General features: G+C 40.8%; 15 protein-coding genes, 2 pseudogenes and 2 riboswitches. Of the genes and pseudogenes, 10 read left to right on the forward strand and 7 right to left on the reverse strand.

The features are described 5' to 3' along the window. The first annotated feature begins 2 nt into the window (after positions 1 to 2). Positions 3 to 147, forward strand: a riboswitch (cyclic di-AMP (ydaO/yuaA leader). A 112-nt stretch (positions 148 to 259) separates the two neighbouring features. The 7 genes and pseudogenes from ASE42_RS01135 to ASE42_RS01160 all read left to right on the forward strand — a co-directional run bounded on the left by ASE42_RS01135 (position 260) and on the right by ASE42_RS01160 (position 8,351). Next, positions 260 to 2,086: an APC family permease gene (locus tag ASE42_RS01135; protein ID WP_024425576.1), complete on the forward strand. Its 1,827-nt coding sequence runs from the start codon at positions 260 to 262 to the stop codon at positions 2,084 to 2,086. A 67-nt stretch (positions 2,087 to 2,153) separates the two neighbouring features. Then, complete coding sequence (locus tag ASE42_RS01140; RefSeq protein ID WP_056765229.1) at positions 2,154 to 3,875, forward strand: pyruvate oxidase; 1,722 nt, start codon at positions 2,154 to 2,156, stop codon at positions 3,873 to 3,875. Positions 3,876 to 4,108: 233 nt separating this feature from the next. Next, positions 4,109 to 5,122 (forward strand): annotated as a pseudogene (locus tag ASE42_RS19140) (ribonuclease YeeF family protein); the annotation flags it as partial. Position 5,123: 1 nt separating this feature from the next. Next, positions 5,124 to 5,906: pseudogene (locus tag ASE42_RS19145) on the forward strand (T7SS effector LXG polymorphic toxin); the annotation flags it as partial. A gap of 2 nt (positions 5,907 to 5,908) precedes the next feature. After that, positions 5,909 to 6,160, forward strand: a complete 252-nt coding sequence (locus tag ASE42_RS01150) for a hypothetical protein (protein ID WP_024427595.1) — start codon at positions 5,909 to 5,911, stop codon at positions 6,158 to 6,160. Between the two features lie 195 nt (positions 6,161 to 6,355). Continuing rightward, complete coding sequence (locus ASE42_RS01155) at positions 6,356 to 6,808, forward strand: hypothetical protein (protein ID WP_235566657.1); 453 nt, start codon at positions 6,356 to 6,358, stop codon at positions 6,806 to 6,808. 349 nt (positions 6,809 to 7,157) lie between these two features. Then, positions 7,158 to 8,351 carry an MFS transporter gene (locus ASE42_RS01160; protein ID WP_041105811.1) on the forward strand — a complete coding sequence of 398 codons (1,194 nt, stop codon included), beginning with the start codon at positions 7,158 to 7,160 and terminating at the stop codon, positions 8,349 to 8,351. A 110-nt stretch (positions 8,352 to 8,461) separates the two neighbouring features. Here ASE42_RS01160 and ASE42_RS01165 read toward each other — a convergent pair whose 3' ends face one another. The 3 genes from ASE42_RS01165 to ASE42_RS01175 form a co-directional block, all read right to left on the reverse strand. Next, the gene (locus tag ASE42_RS01165; protein WP_024423990.1) at positions 8,462 to 9,364 is read right to left on the reverse strand and encodes a shikimate dehydrogenase; all 903 of its coding nucleotides are present in this window, start codon (positions 9,362 to 9,364) and stop codon (positions 8,462 to 8,464) included. A gap of 18 nt (positions 9,365 to 9,382) precedes the next feature. After that, on the reverse strand, positions 9,383 to 10,564 hold the full coding sequence (locus ASE42_RS01170; RefSeq protein ID WP_056765233.1) for an MFS transporter: 1,182 nt from the start codon (positions 10,562 to 10,564) through the stop codon (positions 9,383 to 9,385). A 442-nt stretch (positions 10,565 to 11,006) separates the two neighbouring features. Continuing rightward, on the reverse strand, positions 11,007 to 12,029 hold the full coding sequence (locus ASE42_RS01175; protein ID WP_056765236.1) for a LacI family DNA-binding transcriptional regulator: 1,023 nt from the start codon (positions 12,027 to 12,029) through the stop codon (positions 11,007 to 11,009). Between the two features lie 263 nt (positions 12,030 to 12,292). Further along, positions 12,293 to 12,372, forward strand: a riboswitch (glycine riboswitch). Positions 12,373 to 12,536: 164 nt separating this feature from the next. Here ASE42_RS01175 and ASE42_RS01180 point away from each other — a divergent pair. After that, positions 12,537 to 13,883, forward strand: a complete 1,347-nt coding sequence (locus ASE42_RS01180; RefSeq protein WP_056765240.1) for an amino acid permease — start codon at positions 12,537 to 12,539, stop codon at positions 13,881 to 13,883. A 47-nt stretch (positions 13,884 to 13,930) separates the two neighbouring features. Here ASE42_RS01180 and ASE42_RS01185 read toward each other — a convergent pair whose 3' ends face one another. Beyond that, positions 13,931 to 14,611 carry a DUF3169 family protein gene (locus ASE42_RS01185; protein ID WP_056765243.1) on the reverse strand — a complete coding sequence of 227 codons (681 nt, stop codon included), beginning with the start codon at positions 14,609 to 14,611 and terminating at the stop codon, positions 13,931 to 13,933. Then, on the reverse strand, positions 14,608 to 14,814 hold the full coding sequence (locus ASE42_RS01190) for a helix-turn-helix transcriptional regulator (protein ID WP_003215336.1): 207 nt from the start codon (positions 14,812 to 14,814) through the stop codon (positions 14,608 to 14,610). The genes ASE42_RS01185 and ASE42_RS01190 overlap by 4 nt, the downstream gene beginning before the upstream one ends. A 170-nt stretch (positions 14,815 to 14,984) precedes the next feature. On the opposite strand from ASE42_RS01190, the gene ASE42_RS01195 reads away from it, so the two are divergent. Then, on the forward strand, positions 14,985 to 15,608 hold the full coding sequence (locus ASE42_RS01195) for an NUDIX hydrolase (protein ID WP_056765246.1): 624 nt from the start codon (positions 14,985 to 14,987) through the stop codon (positions 15,606 to 15,608). Positions 15,609 to 15,619: 11 nt separating this feature from the next. On the opposite strand, the gene ASE42_RS01200 is transcribed toward ASE42_RS01195, so the two are convergent. Then, entirely contained in the window at positions 15,620 to 16,102 is a 483-nt protein-coding gene (locus ASE42_RS01200; RefSeq protein WP_056765249.1) for a DUF4188 domain-containing protein, read from the reverse strand. Positions 16,103 to 16,106: 4 nt separating this feature from the next. Further along, the gene (locus ASE42_RS01205; RefSeq protein ID WP_056765252.1) at positions 16,107 to 16,658 is read right to left on the reverse strand and encodes a PadR family transcriptional regulator; all 552 of its coding nucleotides are present in this window, start codon (positions 16,656 to 16,658) and stop codon (positions 16,107 to 16,109) included. Between the two features lie 197 nt (positions 16,659 to 16,855). Between ASE42_RS01205 and ASE42_RS01210 the strand changes: the two genes are divergently transcribed. Further along, positions 16,856 to 17,749: a hypothetical protein gene (locus ASE42_RS01210; protein WP_056765255.1), complete on the forward strand. Its 894-nt coding sequence runs from the start codon at positions 16,856 to 16,858 to the stop codon at positions 17,747 to 17,749. Positions 17,750 to 18,067 lie beyond the last annotated feature (318 nt).

Genomic DNA, 18,067 nt, shown 5'->3' on the forward strand with positions numbered 1-18,067 from the left:
TAAAAGACCAATCGCTGAATCATTTCAATGAGCGGGGGAACCATTAGTGGTGCAGGACACCACGTGGGGTGAATCCTTTTTAGGTAGGGCAAAGTCTCATGCGCCCGAATCCGTCAGCTAACCTCGTAAGCGTTAAAGAGAGCAAAGACCAACCTGTGATCTAAACAATAGACGCAGGGGCATTCTATTGCCTCTGTGTCTTTTTGGCGATCCATCTTTTGTAACTTAAATCGTTTGACACTAAAGGAGCGGGCATCACATGTACAGTTTGATGAAGCGTATTTTAATTGGGAAACCATTAAAATCACAGGCAGCAGGAGAACAAAAGCTATCAAAAATCAAAGCGTTGGCATTATTGTCATCAGACGCATTGTCATCCGTTGCATATGGTACAGAACAAATCTTGATTGTTCTTTCAGTCGTTAGTGCAGCAGCATTTTGGTACTCACTCCCGATTGCAGGTTGTGTATTAATTCTTTTAATGGCGTTAATTTTATCTTACCGCCAAATTATTTATGCTTATCCAGAAGGCGGAGGGGCTTATGTCGTCTCTAGCAGAAACTTAGGTGAAAAGCCAGGACTGGTCGCTGGCGGATCATTGCTTGTAGATTATATTCTGACTGTAGCAGTGAGCATATCAGCGGGTACTGATGCCATCACATCGGCTTTTCCGGCACTATATCCATATCATGTGTTGATTTCAATTGTATTGGTCATCTTAATTATGGTGCTCAACCTTCGTGGATTGACAGAATCAGCATCTATTTTGGCCTATCCCGTATACTTGTTTGTATTATCACTCCTTATACTAATTGGAGTCGGAGGCTTTAAATTATTAACAGGAGGCATCCCGCCAGCACCTGAGCATACAGCGATCGGCACACATGTACCTGGCATTACATTATTTCTTTTATTAAAAGCATTTTCGTCTGGCTGTTCAGCACTGACTGGGGTAGAAGCCATTTCAAATACCATTCCATCCTTTAAAAAACCAGCTGCACAAAATGCAGCGAGAACATTATTGATGATGGGTGGATTACTAGCTGTTTTATTTGTGGGTGTGACATTGCTTGCGTTTGGTTTTGGCATCTCACCAAAGCCAGAAGAAACGGTTGTATCACAAATTGCATCAGATACATTTGGACGTACATTTTTCTATTATGTCATTCAGGCTGTCACAGCTTTAATCTTGATATTAGCGGCAAACACCGGCTTTTCCGCCTTTCCTTTATTGGCGGTCAACTTAGCAAAGGATAAATATATGCCGCGCATGTTTACTGTAAGAGGGGATCGACTCGGTTACTCTAATGGCATTATCTTTTTAGGTGTAGCTTCTATGCTGCTCATTTGGTTGTTTGATGGGAAAACGGAACACCTCATTCCGTTATATGCTGTCGGTGTATTTATTCCATTTACCTTGTCACAGACCGGCATGTGTGTGAAGTGGATTCGTGAAAAACCGCAGGGCTGGAAAACGAAAATGCCTATCAATATAGTCGGAGCACTGATTTCTTTCACGGTTCTCATGATTCTCATTTTGACCAAGTTCCATCTTGTATGGCCAGTATTTGTTTTCATGCCAATTGTGCTATTGATCTTTCATTCCATAAAAAAGCATTATCTGTCAGTCGGAGAACAACTGCGTTTAATGAATGAAACAGAGCCTGTTGAGATTAAAGGAAATGTGGTTATCGTGCCAATAGCAGGAGTAACACGTGTCGTTGAGCAATCTGTTCAATATGCAAAATCCTTATCAGAGCAAGTCATAGCAGTTCATGTATCTTTTGATAAAGAAAAAGATAAGAAAATTGAAGCGGATTGGGAAAAACTGAACAGCGGTGTGCGGCTTGTGATATTGCATTCGTCTTATCGAAGTCTTATTCATCCGCTTGATAAATTTCTTGAAACGGTTGAGGCTAAAGCAAATGCGCATCAATATAAAGTGATGGTGCTTGTGCCTCAATTTATCCCGAAAAAAAGATGGCATACGATCTTGCATAACCAATCTGCCTTTTTATTAAGATTCCGTCTATTATGGAAACGGGATATTGTGGTCGCCACCCTTCCATATCATTTTAAAAAGTAGCAGCAAGTTGAAACGTTTGATCAAAAGGGTGCGGTGGTATGGAGTAAGAAAAAAGGAGTTTTCTCACATGCCGCAAAGAACCGCAGGAAAAGAAGTAACAGCGCTACTGGAAGAGTGGGGCGTAAAACATATTTATGGAATGCCCGGCGACAGCATAAACGAATTGATTGAAGAGCTTAGGCATGAATCAAGCCAAATACAATTTATACAAACGAGACATGAAGAAGTGGCGGCACTCTCAGCGGCGGCTGATGCCAAACTAACAGGTAAGCTCGGTGTCTGCTTATCCATCGCTGGACCGGGTGCTGTCCACTTATTAAATGGACTATACGATGCAAAAGCAGATGGCGCACCCGTTTTAGCAATTGCAGGGCAGGTTGCATCGAATGAAGTAGGAAGAGACACATTTCAAGAAATCAAATTAGAGCGGATGTTTGACGACGTCGCTGTCTTTAATCAGCAGGTACAAACAGCAGAATCTCTGCCTGATTTATTGAATCAAGCCATTAAAGCAGCTTATACCCATAAAGGGGTGGCTGTTCTCACCGTATCAGATGACTTATTTTCTCAAAAAATTAAGCGTAAGCCAGTTTATACATCTCCTCTTTATGTTGAGGGAGAGGTACGGCCAAAGAAAGATCAACTGCTAAAGGCAGCACAGCTAATTAACAATGCGAAGAAGCCAGTCATCTTAGCAGGTAAAGGATTACGAGATGCAAAAGAAGAGCTTCTTTCATTTGCAGAAAAGGCTGCTGCACCTATCGTCATCACACTTCCTGCAAAAGGGGTTGTGCCAGACAGGCATCCATACTTTTTAGGAAACCTAGGTCAAATTGGAACGAAGCCAGCTTATGAAGCGATGGAAGAGTGTGATCTCTTAATTATGCTTGGAACTTCCTTTCCATATAGAGACTACTTACCAGAGGACACACCTGCCATTCAACTGGATATTAAACCAGATCAAATCGGTAAAAGGTATCCAGTAGACGTAGGAATCGTGAGTGACAGCAAGAGTGGTTTGCAGGAACTGACCTCCTACATTGAATATAAAGAGCAGCGTGGTTTCCTTGAAGCTTGTACAGAGCATATGATGAAATGGCGAGAAGAAATGGATAAGGAAAAATCCGTTGCCACATCACCGCTTAAACCGCAGCAAGTCATTGCTAGACTAGAAGAAGCAGTTGAAGACGACGCCATTCTTTCTGTAGATGTAGGGAATGTAACCGTATGGATGGCCCGCCATTTCGAAATGAAACAGCAGGATTTCATCATCTCCAGCTGGCTTGCCACAATGGGCTGTGGTTTGCCTGGAGCGATCTCTGCTAAGTTAAATGAACCGAATCGTCAAGCGGTTGCTGTCTGCGGCGATGGTGGCTTCACAATGGTTATGCAAGACTTTGTGACAGCGGTAAAATATAAACTGCCGATCGTTGTTGTGATCTTAAACAACAACAACCTTGGAATGATTGAATATGAACAACAGGTAAAAGGAAACATCAATTATGGTATAGAGCTGGAAGATATTGATTTTGCTAAGTTCGCAGAAGCATGTGGCGGCAAAGGAATCTCCGTGTCATCACATGAAGAACTAGCTCCGGCTTTTGATACAGCCCTTCAATCTGATAAACCCGTCATTATTGATGTTGCTGTCACCAATGAACCGCCGTTACCTGGGAAAATTACGTATACACAAGCAGCCGGTTTTAGTAAGTACTTACTGAAAAAATTCTTTGAAAAAGGCGAGCTGGATATCCCTCCACTCAAGAAAAGTTTAAAACGCTTTTTCTAAACAAAATGTAGTCGGTCCTCTCAAAAGAGGACTGATTTTTTTGTGAGGAAAGGAAAAAATATATCAATTATCACTTGTTTTATTCCCTCTATAAATATATGGAAATTATTTTTTGTAACTTAAAGCCTATTTTTCCAATTCGCTGAGAAAGGTAAAATAGACTTTATGATCAATAATGGAGGGAGTGACTTCTTCTGGGCAAGATACTTGATGCAAAAGCACTAACAAGTGCCATGGACACAAGGGCCAAACACTACCAGGAACTCCGCGAACAAATGGTAGATTTAAAAAAGGCATTACAAGGTGTGGCCAACCTCGGTGATGATTTCACTGGGAAAGGTGCAGATAATATTAAAAGTTTCTATAAAGAGCTCGCTGGAAATGTAGACATGTTTATCAGCTTCATTGATAAGCAAAAAGCCTTTCATGAAGGTGTTCCTGGGACACTGGATGATACAAACTTTGGCGGCGATACCTTTGTAGAAGAACACTTTTTAGACAACGCAGTATATATGGGCATCAAAAACGCCAAAAGCATTGTAAAGGATCAAAAAAAGGCACTCAAAACGATTTTTCAAGACATTGATGACCTCATTTCCCTAGAGGTATTTGATAGCCAAACCTTTGATGAAAAAATAGAAGATGCGGAAGATGAACGAAAAAAGACGGTCAAAGAACTAAGAGAGCTTGATCAAAATTTAAAAGATGAATATGCTTTGTCAGAGACGGAGCAGCAAGCTACAATGGCATTGTACGCTGAAATGATGAATGCGACAAATGACGGAAAAGCGATTTCGCCTATAATATGCTTTGTCAGAGACGGAGCAGCAAGCTACAATGGCATTGTACGCTGAAATGATGAATGCGACAAATGACGGAAAAGCGATTTCGCCTATGAATTTTGATAAGAAAGCGTATCAAAATAGCGACATCTACAAGGCAAAAAGCGATATTGAGAAGCAAACTTCTGAATATCTGAAAATCAAAAAAGAACAAGAAGAAGCCCGCGAGATCGCAAAGGAACAAGAAGCCCTCGCCAACCGCTCTTGGTATGAAAAAGCACTCCATTATGGCGGAAATATTGTCAATGAACTAACGGGTGTGAATGATGCAAAACGTGCCGCAACAGGTGTTGATCCAATCACAGGCGAGGAACTCACCGCAGGACAGCGAGTCGCGGCAGGCGGCATGGCAGCCGCAGGCTACATCCCAATCGTCGGCTGGGCAGGCCGCATTTTCAAAGGCGGNGAGGAACTCACCGCAGGACAGCGAGTCGCGGCAGGCGGCATGGCAGCCGCAGGCTACATCCCAATCGTCGGCTGGGCAGGCCGCATTTTCAAAGGCGGAAAGGCTGTCTATAAAACGACTCAAGCCACATCAGCCGCAGTCAGGGCAGTCGATATCTACAAGACATCACAAAAATCCTTTGACGCCTTAAAAACATCGCAAAAAGGATTATATGGCCTCATTGCCACCAACGGCTTCAGCGAAGCGATTACAGGCCGAGACATGTTTGGAAATAAGATCTCCAAAGAACAGCAGGAAGCGAGTATGAACGCGGCGCTTGGAATGTTTTTGCCGTTTGGGGCGAAAGGGTTTCATGGTAAAATAGGGTTTAAGAGTGCTGATAGAGTTCAAACTGGTGGCAGGGAACTTTCAATAGATGCATATCTAAAACAACTTGATAAAGCAGAAGAAATGTATGAGTCTTTTAGAAAGACAAAAGCTGATATAAAGCCTATATCTAAGAATACTGGAATGCCCGAACACAGGATACAAAGAATAAAGGAGCATTTATTTATAAAAGAGCATATAAAAGAACATGGGGTTGGGCGTTTTGACTCAGATTATCAAATAGCACAAGCCTGGGATAGATTACAAAAAGGTACTTATAAAAAGAATGATATTGACTTGTTAAATCACGAACTTTTTGAATCAAAGTTTGAAGGGATATTCAAGACAGATTACAGGACCGCACATGATAAAACAGTTGAATCTGGGCGTCCATGGTATCCACCAAAGGAGGAATAAAATTGGCTTCGTATGTTTTATTATTAAAGGAATATGAGGATGAAGAAACTGTAGTTTACAAATTTGGACCTAATGAAGAGGTAATGGGTAAGATAGAGTTAAGTAAAATAACTAGGAAGTTTAGAGAGTTAGAAAGCTTACCAGATCAAAATATTCCCAATGAGTTTTATTTTGATCGAGCGGCTCAAAGGTTAGCAGTATGCCTTGTAAGAGAAGGTGGCATATTTCCAGAAAAAACGGCTTTTGAATCTTAGTACCCACAAAAACCTTGATGGATAGTATCCTTTCAAGGTTTTTTTATTAAGGAAAACAAAATTCATCTTGGTTGAAAGGATAATTAAATAAAAAAGATCGTACTTTTTTGATTGTGTGATACTTGAAAGGAGACATTTTAAAAGATCAAATATAAACGTAAAATTTTGTTGGATTTAAAAAGAAAGGTAACTAGTATGAATAATAACCAAAAAACAAAAATCGAAACCTTAAAAAGAAAAAACAGAAGACAGCATTTAATGAACAAATTAAGCTATATGACACTTCCAGAACACCCCTTTTTAGACATCGAAGAAAATCAATTGTTTTGTCAGAAGGTGTTTGCTTTCCTACAGTCGAGAGAACATAAAATCGAAATACATGGAGAACACTATCAAGAGCATATTGAAAAGTCTGTACAAATGTTAAAGGAATGGGTCAGCCAGGTGAAAGTAACTCCTTCACAAGCGCGATTCATGTGTTTTCGAGAGCATGAAATTGAAGCACTTAAAGTGAATGTGAATGAAGTCTTTATTCTTTTAAATCACCTTCTTGAACAAACAAAATTTTTAAGTGGGTGTGGGGATTTTATTTTTGGCAGAATATTTCCGTTTTGGATTATGCATAGAGAGAACCGAATATTTTTATGAGCTAAGTATTTGGGGGCTGTAAGAATGAACGATGAACAGAATTGAGACATCATTTAAGGAGTGGAATGAACCACTCCTTTTTTTATCGATGGTGTCATACGCTTGATCAATGAATTCCCTTCAAATTTAAGCAATTCACTATCTTTACCTTTCGCATTCGTATAAAATAAGAGCAGTGAAAAATTGAAGAAATGCTTGATACATGAAGGGCGTGTAAGCTGTGAGCTGCATGACATGATGAGATGTATGAACGTGAAGGCTGCAAAGCTGTTCTTCCTCACATATGAGATCTTGTAAGCGTAACCATTATTTGTCACTTCATTGCGATGGTGTTGAGGGGTGTGTCAGGATGAGGAATCCGTATGTGAGAACGGCTTCTAGTCTGTATATTAATTATTTTTTATTAGGTATGGTCAATATTATTTTGGCTTCAAATATGCCATTTTTAATCAAACAATTGGATACCAATAGTGCGGGAATTAGTTATATGATTTCGGCGCTTGGCATTGGCAGGGTGCTCACGTATGGTTTATCAGGCGTACTGTCAGATCGTTTTGGGCGAAAACCGGTCATTTTGGTTTCTGGTGTGCTGATGGCGGTGTTCCTCATCGGAATCCCATTGTCTCCGAATTATCAAATCGCGTTTGCGTTTGCGATTTTGGCAGGGGTCGCGAATTCGGCAATGGATGCAGGAACGTATCCTGCGTTAATGGAGGCGTTTCCGCAAAACTCGGGATCTGCGAATGTGATGGTGAAGGCCTTTATCTCCATTGGGGCAACCATTTTGCCACTGGCGATTTACTTTTTAGCAGAGCATGATTTGTTTTATGGAATGGCATTTTTTGTTCCTGCTCTGATCTATCTTGTGAATGTTTTGATGCTGTGGACCTTGCCATTTCCGAATCATCGCAAGGTGGAGCAAGTCCAGGTAACGGAGTATGACGGACTTCCGCGCTTCTCGACAGAGCCTACATTTTGGAGGGAAGGGGTCGCACTCATTTTGATCAGCTTTACGTCAAATGGACTGTATGCGCTGCCGCAAATTTGGCTTCCTACGTACGGTGAGGCCATCTTAGGGATGGCACCGGGCAGTGCTGTAAAACTGCTCAGTTACTATAGCATGGGCGGGCTGCTGTCTGTCGTGATGCTCGCGTTTCTGCTGCGCCGCTTTGTCCGTCCGGTCACTGTACTGCTGATCTACCCAATCATTACACTTGTTTCCATTTGTGTGCTCTTGGTCGTGAAATCCCCAGTCATAGGAACCGTCAATGCGTTTGTATTGGGATTTTCAACGGCAGGAGTTTTTCAGCTGACGTTAACTGTGATGGCTGAATTCTTCTGGAAAAACAAAGGGACGATGACAGGGATTATCTCTACAGCGGGCGGCGTGTCGGCTATCGTCATCCCGGTCGTAACAGGTTTAATTCAGAGTCACGCGTCCATTTTACAAATCTTTATGTTCGATGCAGTGGTGGCTGTTGCGGCCATTATCGGCGCACTGTATATCCTGTATCGATACCGTCAAATCATGGTACATGAATAAAAAAAGACGACCTCCGCAGGAAGTCGTCTCAGCGTGTAGACAAACCCTCACGCTGAAAAGAAAACAAAGGGCTAAAATGATCATCATTTTAGCCCTTTGTCTTTTTTATTTTAGAAACGGTCATTTTCAAAAAGAATTTGTTTTACTTGATCAACTGGCATATCTTCACCAGTAAAGAGTTTGTAAGCAAGTGCACCTTGCCATAACATCATTCCAAGACCGTTAATGGTTTTGGCGCCAGCTTCCTGTGCTTGCGCAAGAAGCTTTGTTTTTTGCGGGTTGTATACAACATCTGTCACGATCAAATCTTCACGAAGTACATCAAGTGTATCATCGATAATGCTGAGTTGATCTAGTGGTTTCATGCCAAGGCTTGTCCCATTTGCCAGGATCGCGCTTTCTGCTACTTCGCGGCGGAATGCGTCTTTGTCTTCAAGTGGGAAAATGTTTGCTTTGACACCGAAGGATTTCATTTCGTTGTTAATGTAATTTACATTTTCTTCTGCTTGAACAAAGTATTGATCATTACGAGCAAAAATGCTAATTTCACGAATGCCGGACTGTGCAAGCTGAATCGCAATCGGAGTCGCAGCGCCGCCAGAGCCAACAAGTGTAACTTTCTTGCCGGCTAATTCAACGCCATGTTCAATCAAGTTTCTTACATATCCAAGACCATCTGTGTTGTAGCCGATGAGCTTACCATCCTTGTTCACTACAGTGTTACTAGCACGTGTATATCTTGCAGAATCATCTAGTTCGTCTAAGTAATCCAGTACTTTCATTTTGTTCGGCATAGAGACGTTAAATCCAGCTGCACCCATTGCTTTCATACCATTTACGGCTGCTTCTAGTTCATCATTCCCTACTTCAAATGCAAGGTAAGCATAGTTGATACCTGTTAGTGTATAGCCAAGGTTATGCATACGTGGTGAAAGGCTGTGCCCGATTGGTGTAGCAAGAAGGCCGACTAATTTTGTTTTCCCATCAATATTTCGTTCATGTATGTTTGTCATGATTGACATCTCCTTTAATTATCTAAATAATTTTTTCATGCGTCCAAGAACAAAGACCGCTAGTAATACGCTAATAACTGCGATGATCATATCGAAAAATAACGTCATTTTAATATCGTACGAGCTGACCAATCCACTTGTAATGAGCGGCACGAGAATAAACGCTGAGCTTGCCGCAATGTTGACGTAGGATGAAGCCGTTGCTTTGTTTGTCGGGAACAATTTCATCATAATACTCATCGCCAGCTGGAAGATTCCCGCTGTAAATAGTCCTAAGAAGAAGGTGCTGACAATGACAATGCTGTACGTTTCGATTTGGAAAAGTGAAAGCATTGCAAGGAACGCCCCAATTGGATAAATGATCGCCACCATAATCGGTGAAATGAATTTATCTAAGACGATCGAAAGCAATAGAACAGATACCAGTGCACCAATACTAAAATAAGATAGAAGCTGTGTGGCTTGTTCTGTGCCAAGTCCGATTAATTTTAACCCGAGCTGCGGAAGCCATGTCTGCCATACGACAAACAATGCAGTCGATGTGAATCCCATCAGTACAACAGCTAAGCCTTCGCCAAGCATTTTTGGTTCTTCTTTCAGCTGGTCCTGTACTGGAAGAGCGTCTTGTGAAGAAACTTGCTTATGGTTCGGGAATGGCATAAAGATTAAGTAAATCCCTACAAGTAAATAAAGAAGCCCTAGACCAAAGAACGCCCAGCCCCAGAAGATGTCATGTGCCACTAGGAACGCCAAGATAAACGGAAGAACAGTCGCCCCAATGGATACAGACGCTTTTACTAAAACAGAAGCCGAACTTGCTTTTTTCGGAAATGACTCTGACAAAGCAGGATAGGTTCCTGAATCAAGCAGTGAGTTGGCAATACCTGCTGATATCGCAAAGATAAATGCCAGTGTATAACTTGTTGTCGTTGGAATACCGATTAAGAATAATAAGTAAAGAAAATTACCTGTAATAATGACAGGCTTACGTCCCCAGCTGTCGGCTAACCGGCCTGAGAAAAAGAGCGCAATGAGTTTACCAATTCCGATCGCCGATACAAGCAAGCTGATTTTCGGAATATCTACATGGTAGCGTTCAGATAAGCTGTCCATGTTGGAAGCTACAATAATATTGATCATGCCAAGCATGAAGTAGTTTAAATACATGCCAAGTGACGATTTTATATAAGGATTTTTCATGTTCCCACTCCTATATTTGAAACCCCATTTAAGGTCAAATTCTTTGTATACCCTTTGTTATTGTTTCCTTCAAAATGAATAATATGAAGCCCATCACAACACCCCTTATGTGATTGATGAAAAAATAATGAATATTCATCTGTTCTTCAATCAAGTACATCGTTCTACTAAAATGCAAAAAATAATAACACCCTTGATTAGAAAGTGAAACTTCATGATTTGATCAGAATCATAAAAAATCACTTTCAACTGTTTTTTGATAGAAATAAAGATATGACGAAACAGGTATAACGATATACTAAAAGAAGCAACGAGATAAATATACTCCTGCATTTTAAATGTGTCAAGTTTATGACTTTGTGATTTAAAAAAAGAAAAATGAAACAAAGAAATAGTTGACTTGATCAATAAAAAAAGAGAATTGCTGCACGCAATTCTCTTTTTATGATGAGGTAGAGGTTTCTCTAATATGAAGTTGAGGCTTTAAAATCAATCGCTGCAGCTCTTCATCCTGCTCGTTCATTTTATGATATAAAAGGTTCGCCGCTTTTACCCCGATGGATCGGGGGAAGGAGGATACAGTGGTGAGCGGCGGATGATACATTTCCGCTTCAGGAACATTATCGAATCCAACCACATCGATATCTTCACCAGGCTGGATGCCCCGTGCTGACAGTGCTTGAATGACCCCAAAAGCGAATAAGTCACTAAAACAAAAAATAGCAGTAGGGGGCTCAGGCTGATCCATTACTTGGGCAAGTGCTTCTTTCCCGCCTTCACGAGTAGGTTCTATATCAATAATAAGAGAATCATCAATCGTCACATTTTCTTCGTCATGAGCTCTTTTGAAACCTTTCATCCGCTCAATCCAAGTCGAAGAAGTCTTGATGCCGCCTAAAAAAGCGATGCGGCGATGCCCCTTTTGAAGAAGATGATGAACCGCCATCCAAGTACCTTGTTCATAATCAACACCGACATAGTCACATTGCACATCTGATAATTCACGATTTGCCAGTACTTTTGGGGTGCGAATTTGATTTAATTGTTTGACTGTTCGAGCAGAGCTTTTCGAAGCTGGGTTTAAAATAATCCCGCCCACTCGGTGCTCTACCATGGTGGAAATGAGCCGCTCCTGTTTATCGACACTGTCAAAGGTTGTACCAAGTAAAACAGTATAGCCCAGCGATTCAAGTGTGGTCTGTACGCCAATTAAAAACTCCGAAATAAAGGTGTTAGAAATATCCGTCACAATCACACCAACGATATTTGAGCTTTTTGACCGCATGTTAGCAGCAACGCGGTCGTATACGTATCCTAAGTCCTCCATGGATTGCAGTACTTTGTTTCGTGTGGCTTCAGAGATTCTAGGATTATTTCGAACAACGAGTGATGCCGTTGAAGTCGAGACACCGGCATGCTTGGCAACTTCCTGTAATGTAACACGCTGTTTGTTCATTTTTTTCATTTATCTTCACCAACTTCCATGGATTGCTTAACTTTGTTCATATCAAGAGGGATTTCTCCATCAAACGAGCCGAACATCTTTTGATTTATTATACATGAATCAGGGGGGATTGATGAAGTGAAGACATATGCGTACCGCCGTAAATCATAAAAGATTACCATTGACAGCTTTCTGAATGAGGCGTAAAATATGAAATTATTCAGAAATAGCAACATTTTAATTAAATAACGAAGGCTATGAATGCTGTGGGTCACACTATAGCAGGAGCAGCTTCTGGAGAGACCGCATGTGTGTGCGGCGCCGAAGGGTTCACAATCTCAGGCAAAAGGACAGAAGAGTACGAAATATTGTATTTGTGGTGCATGGATGATGCCGTGTATGACTTTTCTCTATTTTGCTATTCTTTTATGACCGTGAGATTGGAGCGCATCCAATCTCTTTTTTTATGGACTTTTTTAAAGGGTTCATTATTTCAGTATAAGATCGTGTCGTAGGAGGGTGTTAGCATTGGCACAACAAGAATTAAAACGAGATTTATCAAACCGTCATGTGCAATTGATTGCCATTGGCGGAACCATTGGTACAGGGTTGTTTTTAGGATCTGGAAAAGCGATTCAATTGGCAGGTCCTTCAATCATTTTTGCTTATTTAATTGTCGGGATGGCTATCTTTTTTGTCATGAGGGCACTCGGAGAATTGCTTTTATCGAAGGCGGGCTATCAGTCATTAACCGATATTGCTGAGGACTATCTCGGCCCGTGGGCATCCTTTGTAACAGGGTGGACGTATTGGTTTTGCTGGATTATGACAGCGATGGCGGATGTCATTGCGGTCGGGGTGTATGTGCAGTATTGGTTTGACATCCCGCAGTGGATTCCTGCCATCATTTGTTTGTTGATTTTACTCGGGTTGAATTTGTTGACGGTAAAGCTTTTCGGAGAAATGGAATTTTGGTTTGCACTCATTAAAGTAATTACGATTCTATTATTGATCGGGGTTGGAATGGTTCTTTTAATCATTGGTTTTCAAACAGATGCTGGACCGGTGACAGTAACGAATTTATGGTCTCATGGCGGGTTATTCCCGAATGGTGTCACAGGTTTCTTATTGTCATTCCAGATGGTGATTTTTGCGTATGTGGGAGTTGAACTGGTCGGTGTGTCCGCAGCAGAAACAGCCAATCCGCAAAAAAACATCCCTTCTGCGATTAATAAGATTCCATTAAGAATTCTATTTTTCTATGTGGGTGCGATCTTTGTTTTACTATGTATCAACCCATGGACTGAGCTCAGTGCATCAGAAAGTCCTTTTGTGAAAACCTTTGGACTCATTGGGATACCAGTAGCAGCAGGGCTTATCAACTTTGTCGTCCTGACATCTGCGGCATCAGCTTGTAATAGTGGCATGTTCTCGACGAGCCGCATTCTGTATAATCTCAGTCATCAAAAGCAGGGGCCAGCTTCCTTCGGACGTTTGAACAAGCACGCTGTCCCAAGCAATGCCCTGTTTGTTTCGACGATTGTGGTATCGGTTGGAGCTCTTTTAAGCAAGCTGATTCCCGAGCAAGCTTTTGGTATTGTTACCACGATCAGTGCCATTTGTTTCATTTGGGTATGGAGTATTATTTTAATTTGTCATTTGAAATATAAAAAAACAAAGCCTGAATTGCATGAAGCATCTACCTTTAAAGCACCGTTCACACCTTTTGTGAATATATGTGTTTTGGTTCTCTTCGCTGCGATTCTAGTGATCATGCTGTTTGCAGATGCAACACGCCCCGCGCTCTTATTAACGCCGGTTTGGTTTGGTTTTTTACTATTGATTTATGCGCGAAAGAAACGCCGCGCGTCATAATGAACGGAAAAAGCACAGCCTTTGCATTAGGCTGTGCTTTTGTTCATTTAACGATTTCTAATCTTTAGCACATAATTTGCATTCAAAATGATCAAAACAAGTCCAATCACCATGATCGAGAACAGCTGAGAGTGATTGGCTCCAAGGGAATACACAATCAAAATAAACATGGCGCTGGTCAATAGGATATTCATCATTTGATACGTATGAAACAGTCCGCCAAGCATCACATGCTTTTCGCCTTCGTCTGAAATGGCGAGCAGCTTTTTGCTATAGTCTTTGTCGGATGGACTTGGCAGGTTCCGATTAGGATAGACAAGCTTTAGAACAGATATCGATATATATGAACTGATAATGGTGACGATAAATAAAGCAGCATTGACCAGAATCAGCCAAATGGGCTGCTCGGTGACGATCGCGATACCGATGGCAACAATGGAAAAAATGGTACTTACCGTATTGGCTAAAGTCAAATCAGTAAAGGTCCGATATTGCTTTGCCTCCAGTTCATCCTCCTCATCTCCAGAAACCGAAAGAGATACTCTTTTCTTCATACGTGAAATCCCTGAAAAACAATAAATAATCAATAAAATCGTCAATCCACTGATGACAAGAGTCGCTTCAAATGCAACATCAAGAAGTGTCATCTCAAATTCGGCTGCCAGCAGACAGTAAGCGCCGAGAAAGCCAAGGAGAGCACCTAAGAGCATTTTGTATACAGTTTTCATGAGAGTTCATCCTCCTCGAATAGAAAAATACGTTCAATGGGTTCCTGAAAAATTCGTGAAAGCTTAACCGCGAGCAAGAGAGACGGCATTAACTCATCTCGTTCCATTAAGCTGATGGTCTGACGAGAGACCTTTGCACGCTTTGCCAGCTCAGTTTGGTTTAAACCATCACGCGCACGAAGCTCTTTTAACCGATTTTTCATTCTGTCACCTCAATTTTGTTAGAAATCTTTCCTTGATTGTAAAGCATTATATTCATTTTGACAAGTAAAGTTGTCAAAATGATAAAAATAATTGTCAGAAGGATCATCTTTATTCAAAAGGAGAACCATGATACGCTAAAGGAAAGAGAAACAGAAAACAGGTGATGTCCGTGTTCATTGATCAATTAAAAAATGACTTACATCAATCACAGCCGTTGTTCATTGGAGAAGAGACAGCGTTCAAAGCAGCAGTCCTTATCCCTTTGGTGCAAGTAAATGGAGAATGGCATATATTATTTGAGGTACGATCGTTGACCATGAGAAAACAGCCGGGGGATATTAGCTTTCCTGGGGGCAAGCTTGACGACAGCGAAACTGCACAGGAAGCTGCACTGCGAGAAACACATGAAGAGCTGGGCATTCCGCCAGAATCGGTCGAGATCCTTGGACAGCTTAGTCCTTATATCGCATCTCCATCCTTCGTGGTATACCCATATGTTGGTATCATTGATGAGCAAAAAGTGAAACACTCCTTTAATCAAGAAGAAGTAGAGGAGACTTTTACCGTGCCTCTATCATGGCTCAGCCAATATGAGCCGTACTTACATCATGTATCCGTTCAGCCAACACCAGGCGAGGACTTCCCTTATGAAAAAATCATGAATGGTGAAAAATACAGCTGGGGAAGCCGTTCGATTGAGGAATGGTTTTATGATTACGAAAACTACACCATATGGGGATTAACAGCCCGCATATTAAAGCATTTTGTGACCGTTGCAAAAAGAAATTCCTAGAGAATCGCTCTCTAGGAATTTGTTGTATTCAGACGTTCTTTCGCTGTTTGTTGTCCATTACTTATTGAAATAGGGGGTTTCGCTTGGCCCAGTCCGTAGGAAGGCATGTTCACATAGATGGATTCATACGAGCCGGCTTGAATTTGGTACGTTTCATGATAAATTCCCACTGCGTCATTATTTCGTGCTCTTTGGTTAAATTCTTTCCAAGCAGCCAAATGCTTCTCCATCTTCGCATAGGCAAGGAGGTCATCGGTTGATTTCCAATATTGAATCATCGCTGTCGTACGTAACCCGAAGTAATTCTCTGTCCCAAGAAACCCAAGCTCATCTTGATGGGTATACAGCTCCTTGATCATGCCAGGCATTGCCATGAACACAGGCAGCCATTGATGAATGGCCCAGCGCTTATTGATCCTCATTCCGATGATGAACACAACAATCGAATCAGAATTGTCCGTTGTAAATCTGCCAGCACGTATGTCTTTTTTCATTCATTTACCCTTCCTTCTTCATCGAATGGAATGTTTCCACGCACCAATCAATTCCTGCTTGAGCCACTCTTTTTCCATAATCTAAAGTAAACAGCCAATACTTCGCATCCGCTTCATCTGGATAAAGCTCTTGAATGTTTTGTTCAATTGAAACATAAGTTTCATAACGAATACGGAGCTGCCGCTCATAATCCTGTAAAAGCACCAATTTTTTCTCAAACGAAAGATACTGACCGAAGAATAACTTTAATAACACTTCATTACGCTCTGTTGGTAACTGATCGAGCGGCTGCGCCAGCCACTTTCTTAACGTATCCAGACCTTTTTCAGTCAAATGATATTCCCGCTTGTCTGAGCGGCCAGAAGCAGCAGCAGGTGAAACTTCCGCAAGCCCTTCCTCGACTATTAACCTTAAAGCTGGATAAATTTGTCCATAACTGATTTTCCAAAAATGATGCAGGCTTCTATCAATTAATTGCTTCACTTCGTACCCCGACTTACAATCTGTCGTTAAAATACCTAAAATCGCATACGTCGTATCATTGTATTTTTTCATATCAGCACACCTATCTAAAAGATATATCATTTAGATATATATAATATGCGATATCCATTGGTAATACAAGAAGTTTTAGAAAAAATCCAATGAAGGAGGTGAAGAGATCGCTGATTTTGTTTATGTAGGAGATGCATCACTCATATATTGATAGAAAAAATAAAAATCCGTCAAATCAATGATCAGAGGAGGTATGTATGAATAGATCAAAAATCTGGATCGTAGCAATTTTAGCGGTACTAGTCATCGTTGCTGTCAGCTGGATAGCATACCAAGCAAATGCAAAAAAGAGTGTATTGAACAACTATTACGCCTTTGTATATAAGACAAAGGATCAAGTGAACTGGTTCAAGGTAACGGAGAGAAAAGGGAAAGTCACTGGTTATCTGAATGAAACCATTTTGGAGGAAAACCCAAAAAGACACTTTGATCCCAACCTATTTATCAACAAATATAAATTAACTGGTAAAACTGTTGAAAACGGTTACGAATTTCAAGTGAAGCAAGGGAAAGAGACGATCACATATAAAGTTCACCTTGATGAAAAAGATCTTTCTGTGAAAAAACAAGGTGAAAAGCAAAGCATCACCTATAAAGCAGTTGATCAAACAAAACTACGTGCTGTTCAAAAGGACATTCATGACCGATATGATGAATTGATGGAGGACTCTGAGAATAGATTCCATGATTATGTAAGAAACTTTATTAAGAAAGTAACAGGCGCTTATGGTTATCTGTATACAGCGGAGGATGGTTCATACCAGCTATTTCTAAAAGTAAAACGGATGTATATGCAGTCTGAATGGGCAGGTTCTTTTTTGATGAGAACGGTCCCAGGAGATGGTGGTGAACCATATAAAGAAACGAAACATACAGCCGGTGGTGTTTCAGATGGGATAATGTTTGATTTGAGTACTTATCCTGCAATTGAAAAGGGGTTTATTTTAGGGGAAACTGATCGAGATGCAACATCAATTAAATTCCCTTTTAAAATGGCAGGCGGTACAATAGAATTTAAAGCTGTCACGAAAGAGGAATATCAAGAACAAACGGAAGCATTCAAAAAGCAGGCTGAAGAAAAGAAAAAATAGATGATGATAAACCAGATGGGTCATTTTAAACTTATCTGGTTTTTAGATGGAAGTAGTTTTTGGTGAGTGATAAAAGGATATTTATTGTATAAAAAACAGGAAGGTTACTTCAACAATGAAAGAAGAGTAATTTGGGTATATAGACCTTAATAATTTTTAGAAAATTAAATGTTGACGCTTTCATATAATCAATATATACTAAAAGCAAATCCAATATGAATAAATTAGACATGTGACTGGTCATGCAGGCAGGATCTAAAAACGATGAATTTCTTTTATTTGTCGTTTTAGGTCCTTTTTTTATTGCCAAAATATAGG

It is taken from the genome of Bacillus sp. Root920 (assembly GCF_001429445.1).
Classification (GTDB): domain Bacteria; phylum Bacillota; class Bacilli; order Bacillales; family Bacillaceae; genus Bacillus; species Bacillus safensis.